The organism is Ureibacillus sp. MALMAid1270 (assembly GCF_049202975.1).
Taxonomy (GTDB): domain Bacteria; phylum Bacillota; class Bacilli; order Bacillales_A; family Planococcaceae; genus Ureibacillus.
In genome coordinates, this window is record NZ_JBMIRP010000099.1 from 102,251 (window position 1) to 124,659 (window position 22,409).

Consider the following 22,409-nt stretch of genomic DNA (forward strand, 5'->3'; position numbering starts at 1 on the left):
AAGTTCAAAAAACTCCAAATATGACACTAACCCTATCCACCAGATTAATCAAGTGAAAAATAAATATTATTTGTAAAGATTAAGTAAATTGTTAACAATTTAGAAATATGTTCGAATCATTAGTGGGTAATGTATACAATATTAAAGCCTCTAAAATTATAACAACTTTTAGAGGCAAAAATCAAATATATTGTTTGATAATTCGCAAGATTCCGAATCGTCTTCAAATTTTGTTGAACTAAATGAAGGAGCCCTTATTACCTAAGACGTTTCTGGTAATAGTAAGGTTCTCTGGAAATTACATCTTACTGAACTGTGGCTTCCTCATAGTCACATTTTGTACACTGAATTTGGACGCCTTTTTTCAATTTCTTCTCAACTAATAATGAACTACATTTCGGACAAGGTCTACTAATTGGCTTATCCCATGAAACAAATTCACATTCCGGGTAATTGTTACATCCGTAGAATGTACGTTTTGTTTTACTTTTTCTTTCTACTATTTCACCAGTTTCACAGCTTGGACATTTAACCCCAATTAGTTTTAATATTGCCTTCGTATTTCGGCAATCCGGGAAATTCGAACATGCCATAAACTTACCGAAACGACCTAGTTTATAAACCATTGGAGAACCACAATTTTCGCAGTCTTCCCCAGCAGGTTCATCTTTTATCTCTATTTTTTCCATTGTTTCTTCGGCATGTTTTAAATATTTTTCAAAGTCTTTATAAAATTCATCGATTATTTTAACCCAATTGGATTGGCCATCTTCGATTTTATCGAGATCTTGTTCCATTTTCGCAGTAAACTCAATATTAACGATTTCTGGGAAGAACTCAATCATTAACTGATGAACAATTTCACCTAATTCAGTTGGAACAAATCGCTTTGTTTCCAGTTGAACATATCCTCGTTTTTGTATGACATCAAGTGTAGGTGCATAAGTTGATGGACGACCAATACCTAACTCCTCAAGCTCTTTTACTAATCGAGCCTCAGTATAACGTGGAGGTGGTTGAGTGAAATGTTGATTTGGAATAATTTCTAATGATTTTACTTTATCTCCAATTTCCATCTCAGGTAGTAATCTGGTAGTTTCTTCTGTTTGATCGTCTGTTCCTTCGATGTATAGTTTCATAAACCCTGGAAACTTCACTTGAGAACCATTCGCACGGAATAACACACCAGAATTTACTAAATCTACAGAAACGGTATCTAAAATTGCAGGAGCCATCTGACTTGCTACGAAACGATCCCAAATTAGTCGATATAATCTTAATTGGTCACGACTTAACACATCTTTTAATGATTCAGGTGTTCGAGCAACACTTGTAGGACGGATGGCTTCATGGGCATCTTGAGCATTCGTTGCTTTTTTCGATTTTTTCCCTTCACCTACAACATAATCTCCACCATATTTCTCTTTAATGTATTCGAAACATTCAGCTTTTGCTGTTTCAGAGATACGAGTAGAATCCGTACGCATATAAGTGATTAAACCGACTGTACCTTCTTTTTTACCAATATCAATACCTTCGTACAGTTGCTGTGCTAACATCATAGTTTTCTTAGCACGGAAGTTTAATTTTCTTGCTGCTTCCTGTTGTAAAGATGATGTTGTAAATGCTGGCGATGCATTACGTTTACGTTCTTTTTTGACTACATTTATTACCTCGAACTCGACGCCTTTAATGCCTTTTAAAATATCGTTTACTTGCGCTTCATTTGTTAACTTTACTTTTTCACCATCAACGCCAAAGAAAACAGATTCAAATTGCTTATTACCTTTTTCAAAGTTTGCTTCAATTGACCAATATTCTTCTGGCTCGAAGTTCTTAATCTCATTTTCACGATCAATTATTAAACGCATAGTAACAGATTGAACTCGACCTGCAGATAATCCTTTTTTCACCTTTTTCCATAAAAGTGGGCTTATGTTATATCCAACAAGGCGGTCTAAAATTCTGCGTGCTTGTTGCGCATCAACTAAATCCATATTAATGGCTCTAGGATGTTTAAATGATTCTAATATTGCATCTTTTGTAATTTCGTTAAAAACCACTCGACATTCTGAATTTGTATCGATATTTAATGCTTGAGCTAAATGCCAAGCAATTGCTTCCCCTTCGCGATCGGGGTCGGCTGCGAGATAAACTTTTTTTGCTTTTTTTGCAGCTGACTTTAAATCTTGTAATACTGGACCCTTCCCACGGATTGTAATGTATTTGGGCGTATAGTTATTTTCAACATCAATACCTGTTGTACTTCTTGGTAAATCACGAACATGTCCAATTGATGCTTTTACTTTATATTTTTTTCCTAAGTATCTTTCAATCGTCTTCGCTTTTGCTGGAGACTCTACTATCACTAAATAATCTGCCATATTATATACTTCCCCCTGTAGAGGTTAATTGTTTATAAACTATATACGATTTATAGGTATTTATCAAAAAAGGATGAAAATGATTCCTGTTGCAAAATGTATAACAGTTTTAAAGATATTGCAACTTTTTTTCAATATTTACCTAAAAACAATTTTCTTTCCTCTACGATTTGATATCCATTCCATATAGGAATAGCGCCTTCTTTCAGCAATTGGTTTGTACCTTTTGATAGTTCCGAATGAATCGGTCCTGGAACGACAAAAATATCTTTTCCATGCTCTAATGCATGATCTGTTGTTATTAATGTTCCACTTGAAAGGGCAGCTTCTGTTACCACAATTGCTTCACTAATACCGCTAATAATACGATTTCTCATTGGAAATTGCCATTTTTTCGGCCCAACATATGGGGGATATTCCGTAATAAGTAAGTGATTTTTCACCATTTCTTCTGTTAATGAACGATTTTCTCTCGGGTAAACGTGGAAAAAACCATTTCCTAATACACCAATTGTTTTCCCACCATAGTGAATAGTTGAAGTATGTGCGAGGCTATCAGCACCTTTTGCAAGTCCACTAACAATAACAAAATTTTGTTCGACTAGTGGTGGAATGATAAAATCGAGCGCCATAGACGAATAGTTTGTTGCATTTCTAGATCCTACAATTGCTATTTTACGTTCTTTTGTTAATAGAGTGACATCACCCTTTGCATATAAAACAGTTGGTGGATCCACCAATTCAAATAATGATTTTGGATAATATTTATCATTATAAGGGATGGTTTTAATACTTTCGGCTTCATAAGCACTAAGTAAATCTACCTGTAACATTTTTAAATAATTTTGTAATATTGTTTCTGATTTTTTCAGCGAAGTTTGTAATATGTTAGCTAATTTTGTAGGGGAAATAGTCGACAGGTTGTCGATGGAAACGATTGATTGAATCATTTTTTTGTAAACATTGAAAGTTAGAGGATAAACATAATGCAAGGCTAATAAATGTTGTAAAGATTGTTCATTCAATTTAATCAATCACCTCTTATATTATATAGAAGAAACTCATATAAAAATTTTAAGTTGTGACCGCTGCTTTCATTATAAGACTCTCTCAGCAAAATTAAAAGGTGTAGCTTATTCGCTACACCCTAAACTATTAATGAGTTTTACATTGCTCGTATAAACCTTTTTCTTTTAACACTTTAATTAAAGTTTCACCAATAACTGATGGAGTAGGTGCTACTTCAATACCCGCCTCATTCATTGCTTTAATTTTTTCTGCAGCTGTTCCTTTACCACCAGAAATAATGGCTCCAGCATGTCCCATACGTTTTCCAGGAGGTGCAGTTTGTCCACCGATAAAGCCTACAACTGGTTTTGTCATATTTGCTTTAATCCATTCAGCTGCTTCTTCCTCTGCAGTACCACCGATTTCCCCAATCATTACTACTGCGTATGTTTCAGGATCTTTGTTAAACTCAGAAAGTACGTCGATAAAGTTAGTCCCGTTAACAGGGTCCCCACCAATACCAACTGCAGTAGTTTGACCAATTCCAGCCTGTGATAATTGATGTACCGCTTCATACGTTAATGTTCCTGAACGTGAAACTACACCAACATGTCCTTTTGTATGAATGTAACCAGGCATAATTCCGATTTTACATTCATCAGCTGTAATAACACCTGGACAGTTTGGCCCAACTAAACGTGTTTTCTTACCTTCCATAAAACGTTTAACTTTTACCATATCAAGTACTGGAATGTGTTCTGTGATACAAATTGTTAAATCTAATTCTGCATCAACAGCTTCCATGATTGCATCAGCTGCAAACGGAGCCGGTACATAAATTACTGAAACATTTGCACCAGTTGCTTTTACAGCATCTTCAACTGTATTAAAAACAGGAACACCTTCAACTGTTTGACCAGCTTTACCTGGTGTTACACCTGCTACAATTTTTGTACCGTATTCTAACATTTGTTTTGTATGGAAAAGAGCTGTTTCCCCAGTAATCCCTTGTACAATTACTTTCGTATCTGCATTAATATAAACACCCATGATTCTCCCTGCCTTCCATTAACCTACTAATTCGACAATTTTCTGCGCACCATCTGCCATGGAATCCGCAGCAACGATATTTAAGCCTGAAGCATTTAATAACTCTTTACCAATGTCAACATTTGTACCTTCTAAACGTACAACTAATGGAACAGATAATCCGACTTGTTTTGCAGCAGCAATAACACCTTCTGCAATAATGTCACATTTCATAATTCCACCGAAGATATTAACAAAAATACCTTTTACATTTGGGTCAGAAAGAATAATTTTAAACGCTTCTGTAACTTTTTCCGTTGTTGCACCGCCACCAACGTCTAGGAAGTTAGCAGGTTGTCCACCATAATAACTAATCGTGTCCATAGTAGCCATAGCTAGTCCAGCACCATTTACCATACAACCAATATTTCCATCAAGTGAAATGTAACTTAAATCGTATTTAGAAGCTTCAATTTCCTTTGGATCTTCTTCATCAAAGTCTCTTAATTCGATAATATCTCTATGACGATATAGGGCATTTCCATCAAAGTTAAATTTTGCATCAAGTGCCACTACATCATCATTACCAGTAACAACTAATGGGTTAATTTCAAGGATTGAAGCATCTTTTTCTTCGAATGCTTTATATAATCCTAACATTAGTTTTGCAGCTTTATTTACTAGTTTTGCCGGAATATTCATATTGAATGCCATGCGACGAGCTTGGAACGGAAGTAGACCAGTTACTGGATCAATTACTTCTTTGAAGATTTTTTCAGGGTTTGTTTCAGCTACTTCTTCAATGTCCATACCGCCTTCTTCAGAACCCATTAAAGTAACTCTAGATGTAGCTCTATCTAAAACAAAACTTAAATAATATTCTTTTTTTATGTCAGATCCTTCTTCAATGTAAAGACGTTTTACTTCTTTACCTTCAGGACCTGTTTGATGTGTAACTAGAATTTTTCCTAGTAATTCTTTTGCATAAGTTCTAACTTCGTCTAAATTTTTCGCAATTTTGACTCCGCCAGCTTTACCCCTACCACCAGCGTGAATTTGTGCTTTTACAACTGTAACATTTGAACCTAGTTCTTTTGCTACTTTTACTGCTTCTTCCGGAGAAAAAGCAACACTCCCTTTAGGAACGGTAACTCCATATTTTCTAAGGATTTCCTTCCCTTGATACTCATGGATATTCATCCTGCATCCTCCATTCGCTTATCTGGAAATTATTTAATTCCAATATAATTTTATACAAACAAGGAGATAATGTCTATGTTTCTTACTTATGACATATTTCAACTTATTTTTACATCATTACGCTACTTAATGTACATAATGATGGTATAAATTTCAATAGTTTTTTCTCAATTTTAATTCTCCATGCTGTTCATCCAATCTATAAATAAAGGCAAATACCTCTGCAACCGCTTGATATAAGTCTTCTGGAATCGATTCATTTAAGTCAAGTTGCCCTAGTAATTCGACAAGGTTTGGATCTTCATAAATTGGTATATTGTGAATATCAGCATTCTCTAATATATTCTCCGCAATTTTCCCTTTTCCTTTTGCAATCACCTTCGGACCATTACTATCTGTCGGATTATAGGAAAGGGCGATGGCTTCTTTACGAGTATATTTTGGTTCGTTCATATCCGAATATCAACTCCACTAAACCTTGCAACATCTTCATTCTTTTCCTTTTTTAATGTTTTTGAAACTAAATCAGTTCGATTATTTTCAAAAGTTTTAAAGAAAATCCCTGACAATTTATAATTTTTTTCTACAAGGTTATTCTTTAATAGTTTTTGCAAAGGATCAGCAACAGTTTGTAGATTTTCATTTTCATTGAATAATGTAATAGTGACAATTCGATTTTGCACTTGCATATCAACTACAGTTTCTTTTAATGATTGCATATCTAAATAGAATAGTATTCTTGCATAATTTGAATCAATTTTTCCGTTTTCCTTCATTCTTCCATTCCATTGAAGTGTAGCATCCATTGATCTTCCTAAAAATTGGAGTGGCATTTGCATAACAATTTGGTGCTGATGGCCATTTTCTCCTGACAAAAGTTGTAATCCATTCATGCGAGCTAATAAAATCTCACCCGCTTCTTTTAGTGGCTGGGATGTTGAACTATCCTGAATTATAGATAAAACTTGTGGTTTCAATGAATTTGAGATTTGATCGAAATCTACTATTTTTTGATTTAACGTAGATTCGTAACTAAGCCCTAAACTTTTTAAAACAGATTTCATTGCAGATTGAATCATTTGTCCATCGAGTGATGATTTAATTTGTTGCTCTGCTTCTTGAACCATCTGTTGTACTTGTGGAGTTGTTGATCCATTCGCCATTTTACCAAGATTGGTTAAGAGCAATGACTCATCAGGTATGGCGTCAGGACTAATTAGTGATAGCAAATGTGTTAATGCATTGTAATGATTACTTGGCTGATTTGTAATCGTGTTTGAATACGATTTTAGTAATAATTCATTTAGTTGTTTTGCGAAGTGCTCAACATTTTGTGATTGTTTCGGTAAAGATTCGAACCGATTTAATAACGTTAAAATATCATTTTTTTGAGATTGGTTTAAGTTTGATTCTTGGTCTAGCCAAGATTTAACTAGATTCAAAGTATTTACAGTATTTCCCTCATTCATGGTTTTTACAGTTTGAATGATTTGTCCTGCTAACTGATTTGAAGACGTCGATGGTGTATTTCGATTTTGACTTAACACAGTATCTTGCCAGTTAGAAAGGATAGTTTGTTTCGATAGAATTCCAGACTCTTTTAATAGATTCAAAGCATAGAGCTTATTCGTAATTGGCTCTGATTCAGAGGATATTGTTTGTATTGCTCGGGACAATATGATTCCACCTAATTGAGAATCAAAAGGTTTTGCAATTCTCTCCAGGTTTTGCATAATCGTAGTTTTTGTATGTTCAGCAACAGATGGATCTTTTAGTAAAATTTCAGAAAATGTTTCAAGGATTTGACTAAAACCATTTGTCTTAGACCCTTGTAAAATTGCTTGAAACACATCCTTAGAAATAGGCATTTTCATTTCAATCAATTTTTGTAATGCGGCTAATGTCTCTTTTGTTATTCCACCATTGTTACTTAACAATTCTTGAGCTTGTATTAATAATTCTTTTGAAACAGGTAGCTGCTCTTTTATTAAATGAGCAAGTATTTGTTGCATATCCGAAGTTTTCGGCAAATTCATTGAATCTAGTAGTTGCTGTACTTGCTGGGTCATCGTACTAGAGCCATCCATTGGCCCTGAAACGACTTTTAGCTCAGCTTGAGGGGAAATATTCTTCACTTGAAAAAAATGCGAATCTCCGGCTTTTAATGGTGTTTCTAGCTTAGCTAGAAACTTATGACCACCAACTTGTACTTCCGCAATTTGATCGGGATATAGTTTTTTAATCGTTCCATGGAGAACTTGTCCCTGTTTCAATGTTAATGGTTGGTTTTGTGCCAAATTCGCTTGCTGGCTTTGTACTGGATTCAATGAAGTGAAATTCATAATCTCACCTCCTATTTTAAAATCAATGTTTTGATAGGCTCAAAGCTTTTTCGGTGATGAATTGTAGGTCCAAATTTTTCGATTGCTTCTAAATGTTGTTTTGTTCCGTATCCTGCATGTTGATCGAAACCGTATTGTGGAAACTCTTTATGTAATTGCTCCATATATTCATCCCGAGCATTTTTCGCTAATATCGAAGCGGCTGCAATAGCTAAACTTTTCACATCCCCTTTAATAATTGAGCTTTGTGGAATATCAATCGGAATCTCCATCGCATCTAAAATGACGTAATCAGGACGTATATGTAAATTTAATACACTTTGTTTCATCGATTGCTTTGTTGCTTCGTATATATTGAACGTATCGATTACCTCAACATCTTGAAAATGTATGGCATATGAAAGGGCATATTGTTTAATTGTATTGGCAAATTCAGCTCTTTGAAGTTTTGATAACTGCTTCGAGTCATTCACTCCTACAAGTTCCTCACAGTTTTCAGGTAAAATGACTGCAGCAGTCACAACAGGACCTGCTAAAGGACCGCGCCCGGCTTCATCCACTCCTGCAACATAAGAATCTTTCGATAGTTTAAATGATGCATCAAATGCTAATTTCGCATGATGTTCTTCAATTATTTTTTGTTGTTTTTCATAACGATTTAACCAACTAGCCCATGCTTTTTTCACACCAGCTCTTTCGTCATTTTCGATTTCTTTCATCCACTCTTCAAAATTACTCACTTGTTGTAAATGCATTGTTATTTCTTTTACTGTCTTCATATGTACACTTCCTTCAATTCTTACCCTATATATCGTCAATTCAACCATGAATCTATAGATTATTTAGAAACAAAAAGGGAGACACAATCAGTAAACTTTTGTGTTCTCCCTTATTTTAAATATAGTATAGCATATATGAAAAAAGGGGCGTTTTGAAAGTTTTACCTTCAAGAGCCCTTTTTGTTATTTGTTATTTAGTGATTCTTTTTCAAGTTGTTCATCTACTCTATCAAATGATAGTTTTCCTAAGTGCTGATCGCGAATATCTCGTACGATTAACTCTGCTACTTTGTCGTATTCGATTTCTCCACCTTGTCCAAAAACACGTCGAAGCTTTCCGATATGATCAAATGTCTCAATTAGATCTTCTGAAACAGATGTAATTCCGTAACGTTCTTTCATTCGATCTGGATAGTGGATTGATAAGAATTGTAAACCGTACACCGCTATGTCTTCCATGTTTGTGATAGCGTCTTTAATAGCACCTGTAATTGCTAATTTTAATCCAACTTCTTGATCTTCAAATTTTGGCCATAAGATTCCTGGAGTATCTAAAAGTTCAATATCTTTTCCAACTTTAACCCATTGTTGTGATTTCGTAACACCTGGCATATTACCTGTTTTCGCAATATTTTTCTTTGCTAAACGATTAATTAAAGTCGATTTACCTACGTTTGGAATTCCAACAATCATTGCACGGATTGCTCTTGGTTTCATTCCACGTGATTTCATGCGTTCCCATTTAGGCGCTAAGATTTCTTTAGCTGCCTTTGTTACACTTTGCAATCCTTTTCCTTCAAATGAATTAATCGCTACCGCAACATTGCCTTGATCTGCAAAATATTGAACCCATTTACGTGTTTCGGATTCATCTGCCATGTCTGCTTTATTTAATATTAATAATCGGGGTTTTTGATGAATTACCTCGTCGATCATTGGATTTCTAGATGAAAGTGGCAACCTTGCATCTATTAATTCAAAAACGATATCGACAAGTTTTAAATTTTCTTGTACTTCTCTTTTGGCTTTCGCCATATGCCCCGGAAACCATTGTATTGTCATGTATATTACCTCCTGCTTAAAACGTAAAAAAGAAAGGGAGATTACAATGAACCTCCCAATCAAAAAAGTTTACTAGTTATTCCAGTGTAACTAACACTATGTGTGTTAGAAAGTTTTCACACTGATTGAAGTATCACTTACTGTACAAATCGAAATTCATTGATTGGCCAGAAGATTAAGTTCGTGCTACCAATGATTTCGTCAATGTCAACCAGACCAATGTGTCGGCTATCTTTACTACCTCTACGATTATCACCCATTACAAATACATAACCTTCCGGAATAACTTCTGTATTTGGGTCAACATTTGGAATATCTTGTAATGTAAGGTCTTGTGTTAAATTCCCTTTAGGTAATTGGGATTTATACTCATCTAAATATGGTTCTTCGATTGGTTCACCATTAATATAAAGAACATCATTTTTATATTCAATATGCTCACCTGGTAAGCCAATTACACGTTTAATATAATCTTTTCCTTCTGGTGCATGAAATACTACTATATCAAAACGGTGTGGTTCTCCAATCATATAACCAAACTTATTGACAATCATTCGGTCTCCATTTTCGAGAGTCGGCATCATAGAATCACCGTCTACAACAATTGGAGTAAATAGAAAGTATCGAATGATTACAGCGATTAAAAATGCAATGATGAGTGCCTTTGTCCATTCCCAAAGCTCATTTTTCTTCTTTTCTTTTTTCGTTCTTTTTTCTGTTTGTTCGTCATGTATATTTTCCACGAGAGATGTTCCCCCCATCTATCATCATTTTATTGCAACGATGAACTAAATTACAAGTGTTAAGAAAAACATAACTCGACCACAACGGCCGAGTTGATAGTATTTTATGCATTAAAAATGGCTTTTAGGCCAATTAGAGTATTTGGGCTAAAAAGAAAGGAGGCTTTTCGGTTGAAAAAGCCCCCAATCTAAATAGTAATTATCGAATTTCTTTAATACGAGCTGCTTTACCACGTAGGTTACGTAGGTAGTAAAGTTTAGCACGACGAACTTTACCGCGGCGAACAACTTCTAATTTTTCGATTTTTGGAGTGTGTACAGGGAATGTACGTTCAACACCAACACCGTAAGAAATTTTGCGAACAGTAAATGTTTCGCTAATTCCGCCACCACGACGTTTAATAACTACACCTTCGAATAACTGAATACGCTCACGAGAACCCTCAACGATTTTAACGTGAACTTTTACAGTATCCCCAGGACGGAATGTAGGTAGATCACTGCGAAGTTGATCTTTAGTAATTTCTGCAATAATGTTTGACATAATTTTCTCTCCTCGTACAGATGCTCTTATAGTCTATTAACACTACAGCGGAACACCGTAATAACGTGCAACTCTTAGAAGCACAGAATGTATAATACCATAAATTCATTTGTTTGTGCAACTAAAATTCTATTCTTTCTCTTTTTTCAGCTTTTCTAGAAATGCTTTTTGTCTATCTGATAATTCGATATGTTCTAATAGATCAGGACGTCTTTCAAAAGTGCGTCTTAAAGACTCTTCTTCACGCCATATTTCAATTTTCCCGTGGTTTCCAGACAATAATACATCTGGTACTGTCATCCCTTTAAAATCAGCAGGACGCGTATAATGTGGATGTTCTAGTAAACCTGTTGAAAATGAATCGTGAATGTGGGAATCTTCTTGTCCTAATACTCCAGGTAGTAAACGAACTACCGCATCGATTACTGTCATTGCAGGCAATTCTCCACCTGTTAACACAAAGTCGCCAATTGAAATCTCATCAGTAACAAGGTATTCTCGAATTCGTTCATCATAACCCTCATAGTGGCCACAAAGGAAAATTAGTTCTTCTTCTTTAGCTAATTCTTCTGCTTTCCTTTGTGTGAATCTTTCACCTTGCGGACACATTAAAATAATACGCGGTTTCTTGTCTCGACCTTCTGTTAATGTTTCGACAGCTTGGAACATCGGTTCTGGCTTTAGAACCATCCCAGCTCCTCCACCATACGGATAATCATCCACTTGTTTATGTTTGTTGTCACTAAATTCACGAATATCCGAAACTGCTAAAGTTACCGCACCTTTTTCTTGAGCCTTTTTCAGGATGGATGAACCGAAAACACCTGTAAACATATCCGGAAATAGACTTAGAACATGAATATTCATTATAAAAGTCCTTCCATAACATGGATTGTAATTTTCTTTTCATCGATATCGATTTCTTTCACTACATCTTCAATATAAGGAATGTAATGTTTTTTACCTGTTGGTGCTTTTAGTTCCCACACATCATTTGCACCAGTTTCTAAAATTTCAGTAATTACACCTAAATGTTCTCCCTCTTCAGAAAACACTTCACAACCAATGATTTCGAAATAGTAAAATTCATTTTCACCTAGTTCATCTTCATCAAGTTGATCTTTTGTTACTTTTAATAAACCTTCTTTGAAAGGTTCGACGAGATTGATATTGTTAAGTCCTTCAAATGTAAGTAAAATAAAATTTTTATGACGACGGGCACTTTCAACTGTAACCCATATTGGTTTTTTATCATCTTTTTTAAAGACTGCTAAACGGTTACCAGGAGCAAAACGTGTTTCTTCGAAATCCGTTGTAGAGATTACTCTAACTTCCCCTTTAATACCGTGTGTGTTTACAATTCGTCCGACATTAAACCATTCCATGACATGCTCACCTCAATTTAGTTTGTTCGCAAATGTCTAATTTGAATATAGTAAAAAGAAGGGAAACCGCAAATCGGCTCCCTTCCCTTTTTTAATCCAATATATCGACGTAAGTCTTTTTCTTATGGTGGCCGCTAGCTACTGAATAAACAATTGTACGAATCGCCTTTGCGACACGACCTTGTTTGCCTATGACTTTTCCTCTGTCATCAGGATGAACAAAAAGCTTATAAACAATTCGACTTGAGTTCTCGTCCTTATCAACGCGGACTTCATCTGGAAAATCGACTAATGGTTTTACGATTGTTTCAATCAGTTGCTGCACAATGCCACCTCCGATTATTTACTGAATTTTAAGTTATGGAATTTTTCCATGATTCCTTGTTCTGAGAACAAGTTACGTACTGTATCAGATGGTTTAGCACCATTAGCTAACCATTTAAGAGCTTTCTCTTCATCGATGTTAAGAGTAGCTGGTGATGTTAGTGGGTTATAAGTACCAACTGTTTCGATTTGACGTCCGTCACGTGGTGAACGAGAGTCAGCTACTACGATACGATAGAAAGGAGATTTTTTAGCTCCCATACGTTTTAAGCGAATTTTAACTGCCATTTTAATTGCACCTCCGAATAAGTTTCACACAAGATAGTATATTATCAATGTTTTCAGTATTTGTAAAGTATTTTTTCTTAACAGTTGTTTTTTCACTGAAATTTGGTAATTTCACTACATCAACAGTTGATTTTGTGATGAGTTTTTCATGATCATACAACAATTTTTAGAAACATTTTAACTAAGAAAAATAAACATTTAACCTATTTAAATAGAGAGTTAAACCCAGGTAATTTCATTTTCTTCTTCCCTTTACCTTGAGTCATCCCTGTCATTTGTTTCATCATTTTCTTCATATCTTCGAATTGCTTAAGTAAACGGTTCACATCTTGAATTGTAGTACCAGAACCTTTTGCAATTCGTTTTTTACGACTAGCATTAATAATTTCAGGGTTAGTTTTCTCTGCTGGCGTCATTGAGTAAATAATCGCTTCAAGACGTCCCATTTGTTTTTCATCTACTTTAACATTATCTAGACCCTTCATTTTGTTGGCACCAGGGATCATTTTCAAGATATCTTCTAATGGCCCCATTTTTTTCAATGCTTGCAATTGTTCTACGAAGTCATCAAATGTAAAGCTTTGTGTCATGAATTTTTGCTCAAGCTCTTTTGCTTTTTCCATATCCACATTTGCTTGGGCTTTTTCAATAAGTGATAAAACGTCACCCATTCCTAAAATACGTGAAGCCATTCGTTCTGGATGGAATGGTTCTAATGCGTCCATTTTTTCACCCATACCAACAAACTTAATTGGTTTTTGAGTTACTGAACGAATTGATAATGCTGCACCACCACGAGTATCACCATCAAGTTTTGTTAACACAACTCCAGTGATCCCAACAGTTTCATTGAAGCTTTGAGCTACGTTTACAGCATCTTGCCCTGTCATCGCATCGACAACTAAGAATACTTCATCTGGCTCTTTTACCGCACGAATATCTTTTAACTCCTGCATTAATGCTTCATCGATATGTAATCGACCAGCAGTATCGATGATGACAACATCATGATGTTCAGCTTTTGCATGTTCAATTGCTTGTCGAGCAATTTCAACTGGTGAAATATTAGTACCTAATGAAAATACAGGTAGAGATAATTGCTTACCTAATGTTTGTAACTGTTGTACCGCTGCAGGACGGTAAATATCCGCTGCAACAAGTAATGGTTTACGATTGTATTTTTTTCTTAATACATTCGCTAATTTCCCAGTTGTAGTTGTTTTACCAGCACCTTGAAGACCGACCATCATAATGACAGTTGGTGGTTTAGTACTGAATTTAATCGGGCTTTGTTCTCCACCCATTAAAGTAGTTAACTCATCTTGAACGATTTTAATGACTTGTTGGCCTGGTGTTAAGCTCTTCATAACTTCAGAACCAACCGCGCGTTCACTTACAGTTTTCACAAATTCTTTGACAACTTTTAAGTTAACGTCCGCTTCGATTAATGCAAAGCGAACTTCACGCATCATTTCTTTAACGTCTTGTTCAGAAACCTTCCCTTTGCCTTTCAGTTTTTGGATTGTCCCCTGGAGTCGTTCCGCTAATCCTTCGAATGCCATAAGCTCTCCTCCTAATCCGTTTCTTTCAATGCATCAACTAAAGAAAGCTTTTCTTCAGTTGTTGAATTTTCGTTTTTAATCGCTTCCGTCAGTTTTTCTAAAATTTCCTGACGATGGCCAAATTTTTTAAATAAATTTAATTTATCTTCATATTCTTCAAGCATAGCTTCTGTTCTGCGAATATTATCATAAACCGCTTGTCTTGAAACTTTATAGCTTTCGGCAATTTCCCCAAGAGAAAGATCATCAAGGTAATAAAGTTCCATATAACTTCGTTGTTTATCTGTCAGTAGTGCTTGATAAAAGTCGAAGAGAAAGTTCATGCGTGTCGTTTTTTCAAGTAGCATTCAATATCTCTCCAATCATAATTTGTCTATTGTATCATATAAGTTTTAACACATACTGTCAAGGTATTTCCCTTGTCCCTGGGTGGACAAAAGCCTTTAAATAACTTTAAGTTTAACATTGAAAGGGAGTTCAATTTTTGTTATCAAAAATTCTCCTCGCCAACTGTTCGTCATCAATAAAAGGATTACGATTTCCTTGAATATGGTAAATAGCTTGGTTTCGATGTTTTTCATAAAGTGATACGGGGAATCTTTCATGCCAGTCAATTAACAATGGTATGTTAATCTTACTTAATCCTCTAATTGTTTTTTATAACTTTCATAATCTTTTCCTAACATATTCTGCATTTCAATTTCTGAAATTATTTTCTCCAATTAAATCCCCCTCCCCAAAACGAAATAACCTAATTATCCTTATTATAACGAATGATTCATATAATTCGTTTCTTTAATTTTGTTAATAAAAAAGCTACTTGCAAATTTTAAGCAAGTAGCCAAGATTGTAGTTGAATTTATTAGTCTTCCATTTTTTCTAGTTCTCTTTCAAGACCTTCTGCAAAAAGACCATAAACATAACGTTCTGCATCAAATGGTTGTAAATCGTCCATTTTTTCACCAAGTCCGATAAATTTCACAGGGATATTAAGTTTATTGCGAATAGCTAATACGATACCGCCTTTTGCAGTACCATCTAATTTCGTTAAAACAATACCTGTTACATTTGTTGCTTCTTTAAACATTTGTGCTTGAACAAGGGCATTTTGACCTGTAGTTGCATCTAGAGCAAGTAATACTTCATGAGGCGCATTTGGAATTTCACGTGAAATAACACGATGTACTTTTTCAAGCTCCTTCATTAAGTTTACTTTGTTTTGAAGACGACCGGCTGTATCACAAATTAACACATCTGCTCCACGTTTTTTCGCTGCACCGATTGCGTCATAAATAACAGCAGCTGGATCTGATCCTTCCGATTGTTTCACTACTTCACAACCTACACGATCTCCCCAAACTTGAAGTTGATCGATCGCACCTGCACGGAATGTATCCCCTGCAGCTAACATAACTGTTTTCCCTTGTGATTTTAAACGGTGTGCTAGTTTACCAATCGTCGTAGTTTTACCTACTCCATTTACACCTACGAATAAAATAACAGTTAACTCACCCTTAGGTTGCATATTCAAGGCAGTTATACTTTCTTCACCATTTTCGTAGATTTCAACTAATTTTTCAGAAATTACAGTTTGGATGCCATCTGTGTCTTTAATATTTTTTCGTTGAACTTCAAAACGTAATTTATCCATTAACTCCATTACTGTTTCAAAACCAACGTCCGCTTGTAATAAAACCTCTTCTAATTCTTCGAAGAAATCTTCATCTACTTTACGATATCTTGCAACTAAGTCGTTTACTTTTGATGTAAACGTATCGCGTGTTTTCGCTAAACCAGCTTTAAACTTTTGCGTAATAGACCATGCAGATGGTTTCTTTTCAGGTTTAACTTCTTCTTGTACTTCAACGATTTCATTTTCTACCGTTTGATCAGCAGGCTCAATGTCATCTTTTTGCTCGACTGTCTCTTCTACGGTTTCAATCTCTGTAACCTGACTTTCATTTTCCTCAACTTCCTTATGTTCTTCTGTAGTTGAGTAAACTGGGCCTACTTCATCATCTGCTAATGGATTTTCTTGTTGCTCCTCTTGGCTTTGATCTTTTTGTTCTTCATTTCCCCATAGTTTTTCTTTTAGTCGTTTAAAAAAACTCATTCTTATACGCTCCTTTGTCCAACCAGTACGGCTTCTTTTTCAAGTTTTACTGATACAAGTTTAGATACACCTGATTCTTGCATTGTAATACCATATAATACGTCCGCACCTTCCATCGTTCCTTTACGGTGTGTAATGACTATAAACTGAGTTTCACTACTTAGTTTCTTTAAATAGTTGCTATAACGATCAACGTTTGCCTCATCTAGTGCTGCTTCTACCTCATCCAATATTACAAAAGGTACTGGACGAGTATTTAATATAGCAAATAAAAGCGCAATCGCAGTTAATGCACGCTCACCACCAGATAACAAACTTAAACTTTGTAATTTTTTACCAGGAGGTTGTGCTACAATTTCAATTCCTGTTTCCAATAAATTTTCTGGGTCAAGTAATACTAAATCAGCTTGACCACCGCCAAACAATTCTCTGAACACATTTTGGAATTGACTGCGAATCATTGTAAATGACTCACCGAAACGTGTAGACATTTCTTCATCCATTTCTTTAATAGCTTCGTGTAATGTATCTTGCGCTTCAAGTAAATCATTACGTTGTTCCGTTAAGAATGTATGTCGCTCAAGTACACGATCATACTCATCTATTGCGGTTAAATTTACTGGTCCAAGTTCTTCAATTGATTGTTTAAGTAATTTTACTTTTCTTCGGACTTGATCGACATCTTCAATCGCAATAGCAGTTTGTTTTGCAAATTCATAGTCCAATTCATATTGCTCATCTAATTGAGTATGAATACGATTAATTTCAAATTCTACTTTACTTTTCTTAACATCCATCGAACGTAATGATTCCATAATTCCTTTATGAACTCGTTGTAACTCTTTTAGATTTTCCTCAAGTTCAGAAAGATTCGATTGATATTGTGATCGTTGCAGGCGATTTTGTTTAATCGTTTCCGTTAACTCTTCTTTTTTCAATGACCAAGTACGAACTTTTTCTTCAATTTCCTCATCAGATGGTCCATCTGAATCGCCATTTTGAATCCAGTTTATTTCTTGGGAAAGGGATTCAATTTGTTGTTTTAATTTTGTTCGTTTTAACGCTATATCAGCAGTTGCTACTTGAACTTGCGTTAATTGTTCCTGAGCTACTGCCAGCTGAGATCGTTTTTCTGCAGATTGTTCTCTTAGCTCATCTTTTTTGTTTTCGCCAAGTAGTTTCATTTCAGTTAATTGTTCAACTGAACTGTTAATTTGCTGTAGTTCGACCTTAAGTTCTTCAAGTCGTTTACTTGCATCGTCTCGTTGTTGTAATAATGATTGTTTTAATGATGTTGCAGACGATTGCTCCGATGTAGTAACAGAAACTGTAGCATTTAAGTTCTTCTCTTCTAACTCCAATTCATGAAGTTTAGTTCTGTACTCAATCTCTTGCTTTCGAATTTCATCACCGTGAAGTTTTAGTTCTTCTAGTTTTTCTCGAACTTTACTAACTACTTCTTTTTCTTCGGCAACAGACTTTTCAGCTTGGAATATTGAGGCTTCCATTTGAGATAATTTATGAGTTAGAGAATCTAGCTCTGCTTTTCTAGAAAATAATGAAGATTGTTGTTTTGAGGCACCACCAGTTAAAGATCCTCCAGCATTAACAATGTCCCCATCTAAAGTTACTACACGATATTTGAATCCACATAATCTAGCAATTTGACTCGCACCTTCAAGATTTGTAGCAACTAGTACATTTCCTAGTAAATTTTCTACAATTGTCCTATTCGATTCATCAAATTTAACCAATTGGTGAGCTAGATTAATAAATGCCGGATGATTCACTGCTGATAAAATTTGCTCTTTCATCAGCGTACGAGATTTCATCACTGTCTTTGGTAAAAATGTAGCGCGTCCAGCTCTTTTCGCTTTTAACCATCCAATGGCTTTTTGAGCATCTTGCTCATTTTTCGTAACGATATGTTGAGAGGCTCCGCCAAGTGCCGTTTCAATTGCTTTCGAATAATTACTTTCTACTTGTACAAGTTCTGCAACGGCTCCTTCTATACCATGTAACTCTCCGCGATCACGAGCCAATAACACTTCCTTAACACCTTGGAAAAATCCTGAGAAGTCAGATTCCAATTCAGCTAAAGTTTCTTTACGAGCTTTAAGCTGTTGTTGGTGTTGGTATGCCTGATAGAGCATTTTTTGCTTTTCTTCAAATGATATCGAAGCATTTTTCAGTCGATTTTGTAATAGCTCTATTTCTTGCACATTATCATTTAATTTTTGTTTAATAATTTGATATTTTTCTAGCAGTTCGTTCTTTTGAAGAGTTACTTCTTGTAACCTTTTCACCATTTCAGAAGAGCGATCAGACATACGTTCAGCTGTTGCTTCTTGCTGAGATAATTGTTGTTCTATATGTTTTAATTCGTTTTTAATCGTTGCTTCTTCGTTCAATAAATCGATGTATTTGTTTTTGGATTGTTCGATTTGATCTTCAATTTCGACGACAGAACTATTTAAAGAATGTTCAATTTGCTTAATCTCTGATTTTAATTGCAATACAGTTTTTTGTTTTTGTTCAAATTGCAATTTATTCTCTGCTTCGTTTTGAGCAAGACCTTCTTCTTCTTCCATCAGTTCGTTTAATGATTGTTGTAACTGTTGGAGTTGCTTTTCAGCATTCATGCGTTTCTCTCGCATTAATGCTTTTCGGCCATCCCATCGTTCCACTTCTGTACTTGCTTCTACTAATTGTTCTTGAGAAGAATCTAAAGATTGGTCAATACCCTTTAATTGTTCACGGACTTCATTTGCGGATAATTCAATTTCTGCAATATTTTTTGCATACTTTTGCTCCTCCGTTTCCAGTTGCTCATATTGACTTTGAATGCTCATTAAATCATCAGAGAAAATAGTTAAATCATGAACCATTAAAGCAATGTCAAACTCTCTTAGCTCTTCTGACATTTGAACATAATCTTTCGCTGCTGAAGCTTGCATTTGCAGAGGCTCTAGACGGCTGTCCAATTCATGTAAAATATCTAATACACGATTTAGATTTTCATCGGTTTCTTCCAATTTATGTTCTGCTTTTTTCTTACGAAGTTTGTATTTTAATACACCAGCGGCTTCTTCAAAAATTGTTCTTCGATCATCTGGTTTCGAATTTAATATTTCGTCTACACGGCCTTGAGAAATGATCGAGAATGCTTCTTTTCCTAATCCAGAATCCATAAATAAATCAGTTATATCCTTAAGGCGACATTGTTGATTATTCAATAAATATTCACTGTCACCTGAACGATAAACCCGTCTAGTTACGCTGATTTCTGTATATTCAGTCGCTACTTGCTCATTTTCATTGTTTAAAATTAACGTCACTTCAGCAAAGTTTAATGGTTTTCGTGATGTACTTCCTGCAAAAATAACATCTTCCATTTTTGAACCACGTAGAGATTTTGCGGATTGTTCACCTAAAACCCAACGGATTGCATCTGTTACATTACTTTTTCCACTTCCGTTTGGCCCTACGACAGCAGTAACACCTGGAACAAAATCGATCCCAATACGATCTGCAAACGATTTAAAGCCTATCACTTCAAGTCGTTTTAAGAACATGTTACTCCTCCTTGTGCAAAGACTGATTTAGCGCAACCATAGCATTTTGTGCAGCTTGTTGTTCAGCCTCTTTCTTCGATTTTCCTCGTCCAATTCCGAGCTCTTTGTCATTTAACAATACTCTTGAAACAAAAACTCGGTTATGAGCTGGGCCTTTTTCATCAATAATTTCATAAGTTAACGTGCCGTTATTGGATTGTTGTACTAATTCTTGTAATTGACTTTTAAAATCCATCACATGAGAAAAAGCACCGACTTCTACTTTTGGATAGACTACACGTTGTAAAAATGAAACAACCGCATCTAATCCTTGATCTAAATACATAGCGCCAATAAACGATTCAAAACAGTCTGCAAGTAATGCTGGACGTTCTCTACCACCTGTTAACTCTTCACCTTTACCAAGCAAAACGAATTTACCGAAGTTTAGTTCATTTGCAAAGATGACTAGAGAAGGCTCACATACAATTGAAGCACGAAGTTTTGTTAACTCGCCCTCGCTCATATGTGGATAACGTTCAAAAAGATATTTTGAGACTGATAATTCCAGTACAGCATCACCTAAAAATTCTAAACGTTCATTGTCGGTATATAATTTCCGTCGATGCTCATTCACATAAGATGAATGGGTGAATGCTTGATAAAGTAAGCTTTTATTATTAAAAGAAATATTCAGCTCTTGTTCCAATATTTCAAATTGAGCTTGTACTTTTTCTGGCAATACCCCAGTCTTTTGATGATGTCCTTTTTTTCTTATTGTCATGAGCTCTTCTACCTTCCAAATAATTTCTAACATATCAATCAAATTTGATTGAAGTTACTATACATTGTACCCTATCAATGCTAAAAGTAGTTGCGATAATTTCATGTCACAACTAACTTTCTATTGAATTATACTGTTTTTTTAAATGACAATCGACATTAACATTGAAAAAGAGGCACGATTATCCACTTTTTTTTGTGAATCGTGCCTCAATCTTTTTAGTTTAGTTTACCTTCAATATAATTGATAGCATCGCCAACAGTTGCGATTTTTTCAGCGTCTTCATCTGAAATTTCCATATCAAATTCATCTTCAAGTTCCATTACTAATTCAACAACATCAAGTGAATCAGCACCTAAATCTTCACGGAAAGAAGCTTCTAATTTCACTTCGCTTTCGTCAACACCTAAACGGTCAACGACTACTTTTGTTACACGTTCTAATACTGTAGTCAAGTCGGTCACCTCCCCTCAAATAGTATACATAAAAATTAATAGTGTTAAAATAGAGACATGCTATTTATAAAAATATTATACATTTTATAATATTTTTATGAATTATTACATGTACATTCCACCGTCAATATGCAATGTTTGTCCTGTCATATAGCAAGCATCATCTGAAGCTAAGAATAGAACTGCTTTTGCAATGTCTTCAGGTTCACCTAGTTTTGCTAGCGGAATTTGAGAAAGCATTGTATTTTTTATATCTTCTGGAAGAGTATCAGTCATTTCAGTTGTGATAAAACCAGGAGCAATGGCATTCACTAAAATATTACGTGAAGCTAATTCACGAGCTGTTGTTTTTGTTAAACCAATAACTCCAGCTTTTGCAGCAACGTAATTAGCTTGACCAGCATTACCCATCACACCAACGATTGATGAGATATTAATAATACGTCCTGAACGTTGTTTCATCATTTGACGAGTAACCGCTTTTGTACAAAGGAATACACCTTTTAAGTTCGTATTGATGACATCATCCCATTCGTCTTCTTTCATACGCATAATTAGGTTATCTCTCGTAATTCCAGCGTTATTTACTAGAATATCAATTGCACCAAATTCTTTAATAGCTGTATCCATTAAGTTAGCTACTGAATCTACATCAGAAACATTAGCTTGAACTGCTATAGCTTTTGTACCCATGCTATTGATCTCATCAACAACTTGCAATGCTTTTTGTTCACTACCACTATAGTTTACAACGACTTTCGCACCTTCTTTTGCAAGATATAATGCAATCGCACGTCCAATACCACGTGAAGCTCCAGTAACAACAGCTACTTTACCATCTAATTTTCCCATT

21 protein-coding genes and 1 pseudogene are annotated in these 22,409 nt (G+C 35.1%); all 22 read right to left on the reverse strand.

The window, feature by feature from the left end; translation table 11 throughout:
- Nucleotides 1-305 precede the first annotated feature (305 nt).
- Nucleotides 306-2,384: a type I DNA topoisomerase gene (topA, locus tag ACOQFO_RS17235; RefSeq protein ID WP_421690914.1), complete on the reverse strand. Its 2,079-nt coding sequence runs from the start codon at nt 2,382-2,384 to the stop codon at nt 306-308.
- A gap of 131 nt (nt 2,385-2,515) precedes the next feature.
- A complete protein-coding gene (gene dprA / locus ACOQFO_RS17240) occupies nt 2,516-3,409 on the reverse strand; it encodes a DNA-processing protein DprA (RefSeq protein ID WP_421690915.1) in 894 nt (297 codons plus the stop codon).
- 130 nt (nt 3,410-3,539) lie between these two features.
- Nucleotides 3,540-4,442 (reverse strand): succinate--CoA ligase subunit alpha, encoded by a 903-nt coding sequence (sucD, locus tag ACOQFO_RS17245; RefSeq protein WP_421690916.1) that lies wholly within the window; start codon nt 4,440-4,442, stop codon nt 3,540-3,542.
- Between the two features lie 18 nt (nt 4,443-4,460).
- A complete protein-coding gene (gene sucC, locus ACOQFO_RS17250; RefSeq protein WP_421690917.1) occupies nt 4,461-5,621 on the reverse strand; it encodes an ADP-forming succinate--CoA ligase subunit beta in 1,161 nt (386 codons plus the stop codon).
- Nucleotides 5,622-5,774: 153 nt separating this feature from the next.
- A complete protein-coding gene (locus ACOQFO_RS17255; RefSeq protein WP_421690918.1) occupies nt 5,775-6,074 on the reverse strand; it encodes an EscU/YscU/HrcU family type III secretion system export apparatus switch protein in 300 nt (99 codons plus the stop codon).
- Nucleotides 6,071-7,963: a hypothetical protein gene (locus ACOQFO_RS17260; protein ID WP_421690919.1), complete on the reverse strand. Its 1,893-nt coding sequence runs from the start codon at nt 7,961-7,963 to the stop codon at nt 6,071-6,073. Before ACOQFO_RS17260 ends, ACOQFO_RS17255 begins: the two co-directional genes overlap by 4 nt.
- An 11-nt stretch (nt 7,964-7,974) precedes the next feature.
- Nucleotides 7,975-8,742 (reverse strand): ribonuclease HII, encoded by a 768-nt coding sequence (locus ACOQFO_RS17265; RefSeq protein ID WP_421690920.1) that lies wholly within the window; start codon nt 8,740-8,742, stop codon nt 7,975-7,977.
- A 183-nt stretch (nt 8,743-8,925) separates the two neighbouring features.
- Nucleotides 8,926-9,804, reverse strand: coding sequence for a ribosome biogenesis GTPase YlqF (gene ylqF, locus ACOQFO_RS17270; RefSeq protein ID WP_421690921.1), 879 nt, complete (start codon nt 9,802-9,804; stop codon nt 8,926-8,928).
- A gap of 137 nt (nt 9,805-9,941) precedes the next feature.
- On the reverse strand, nt 9,942-10,547 hold the full coding sequence (gene lepB, locus ACOQFO_RS17275; RefSeq protein ID WP_421690922.1) for a signal peptidase I: 606 nt from the start codon (nt 10,545-10,547) through the stop codon (nt 9,942-9,944).
- A gap of 199 nt (nt 10,548-10,746) precedes the next feature.
- Complete coding sequence (rplS, locus tag ACOQFO_RS17280; protein ID WP_421690923.1) at nt 10,747-11,091, reverse strand: 50S ribosomal protein L19; 345 nt, start codon at nt 11,089-11,091, stop codon at nt 10,747-10,749.
- A gap of 129 nt (nt 11,092-11,220) precedes the next feature.
- Entirely contained in the window at nt 11,221-11,958 is a 738-nt protein-coding gene (trmD, locus tag ACOQFO_RS17285; RefSeq protein WP_421690924.1) for a tRNA (guanosine(37)-N1)-methyltransferase TrmD, read from the reverse strand.
- Complete coding sequence (gene rimM, locus ACOQFO_RS17290; RefSeq protein ID WP_421690925.1) at nt 11,958-12,476, reverse strand: ribosome maturation factor RimM; 519 nt, start codon at nt 12,474-12,476, stop codon at nt 11,958-11,960. The genes trmD and rimM overlap by 1 nt, the downstream gene beginning before the upstream one ends.
- 91 nt (nt 12,477-12,567) lie before the next feature.
- A complete protein-coding gene (locus ACOQFO_RS17295) occupies nt 12,568-12,801 on the reverse strand; it encodes a KH domain-containing protein (RefSeq protein WP_421690926.1) in 234 nt (77 codons plus the stop codon).
- 14 nt (nt 12,802-12,815) lie between these two features.
- Nucleotides 12,816-13,088, reverse strand: coding sequence for a 30S ribosomal protein S16 (gene rpsP, locus ACOQFO_RS17300; protein WP_106784152.1), 273 nt, complete (start codon nt 13,086-13,088; stop codon nt 12,816-12,818).
- A 203-nt stretch (nt 13,089-13,291) separates the two neighbouring features.
- Complete coding sequence (gene ffh / locus ACOQFO_RS17305) at nt 13,292-14,650, reverse strand: signal recognition particle protein (protein WP_421690927.1); 1,359 nt, start codon at nt 14,648-14,650, stop codon at nt 13,292-13,294.
- Between the two features lie 11 nt (nt 14,651-14,661).
- Complete coding sequence (locus ACOQFO_RS17310; RefSeq protein WP_421690928.1) at nt 14,662-14,997, reverse strand: putative DNA-binding protein; 336 nt, start codon at nt 14,995-14,997, stop codon at nt 14,662-14,664.
- Nucleotides 14,998-15,127: 130 nt separating this feature from the next.
- Nucleotides 15,128-15,289 (reverse strand): annotated as a pseudogene (locus ACOQFO_RS17315) (endonuclease); the annotation flags it as partial.
- 223 nt (nt 15,290-15,512) lie between these two features.
- The gene (ftsY, locus tag ACOQFO_RS17320) at nt 15,513-16,763 is read right to left on the reverse strand and encodes a signal recognition particle-docking protein FtsY (RefSeq protein ID WP_421690929.1); all 1,251 of its coding nucleotides are present in this window, start codon (nt 16,761-16,763) and stop codon (nt 15,513-15,515) included.
- Between the two features lie 2 nt (nt 16,764-16,765).
- Entirely contained in the window at nt 16,766-20,338 is a 3,573-nt protein-coding gene (smc, locus tag ACOQFO_RS17325) for a chromosome segregation protein SMC (protein WP_421690930.1), read from the reverse strand.
- A gap of 1 nt (nt 20,339) precedes the next feature.
- Nucleotides 20,340-21,101, reverse strand: a complete 762-nt coding sequence (gene rnc, locus ACOQFO_RS17330) for a ribonuclease III (protein WP_421690931.1) — start codon at nt 21,099-21,101, stop codon at nt 20,340-20,342.
- Between the two features lie 218 nt (nt 21,102-21,319).
- Nucleotides 21,320-21,556, reverse strand: a complete 237-nt coding sequence (gene acpP, locus ACOQFO_RS17335; protein ID WP_421690932.1) for an acyl carrier protein — start codon at nt 21,554-21,556, stop codon at nt 21,320-21,322.
- A gap of 105 nt (nt 21,557-21,661) precedes the next feature.
- Nucleotides 21,662-22,408, reverse strand: a complete 747-nt coding sequence (fabG, locus tag ACOQFO_RS17340) for a 3-oxoacyl-[acyl-carrier-protein] reductase (RefSeq protein WP_421690933.1) — start codon at nt 22,406-22,408, stop codon at nt 21,662-21,664.
- Nucleotide 22,409 lies beyond the last annotated feature (1 nt).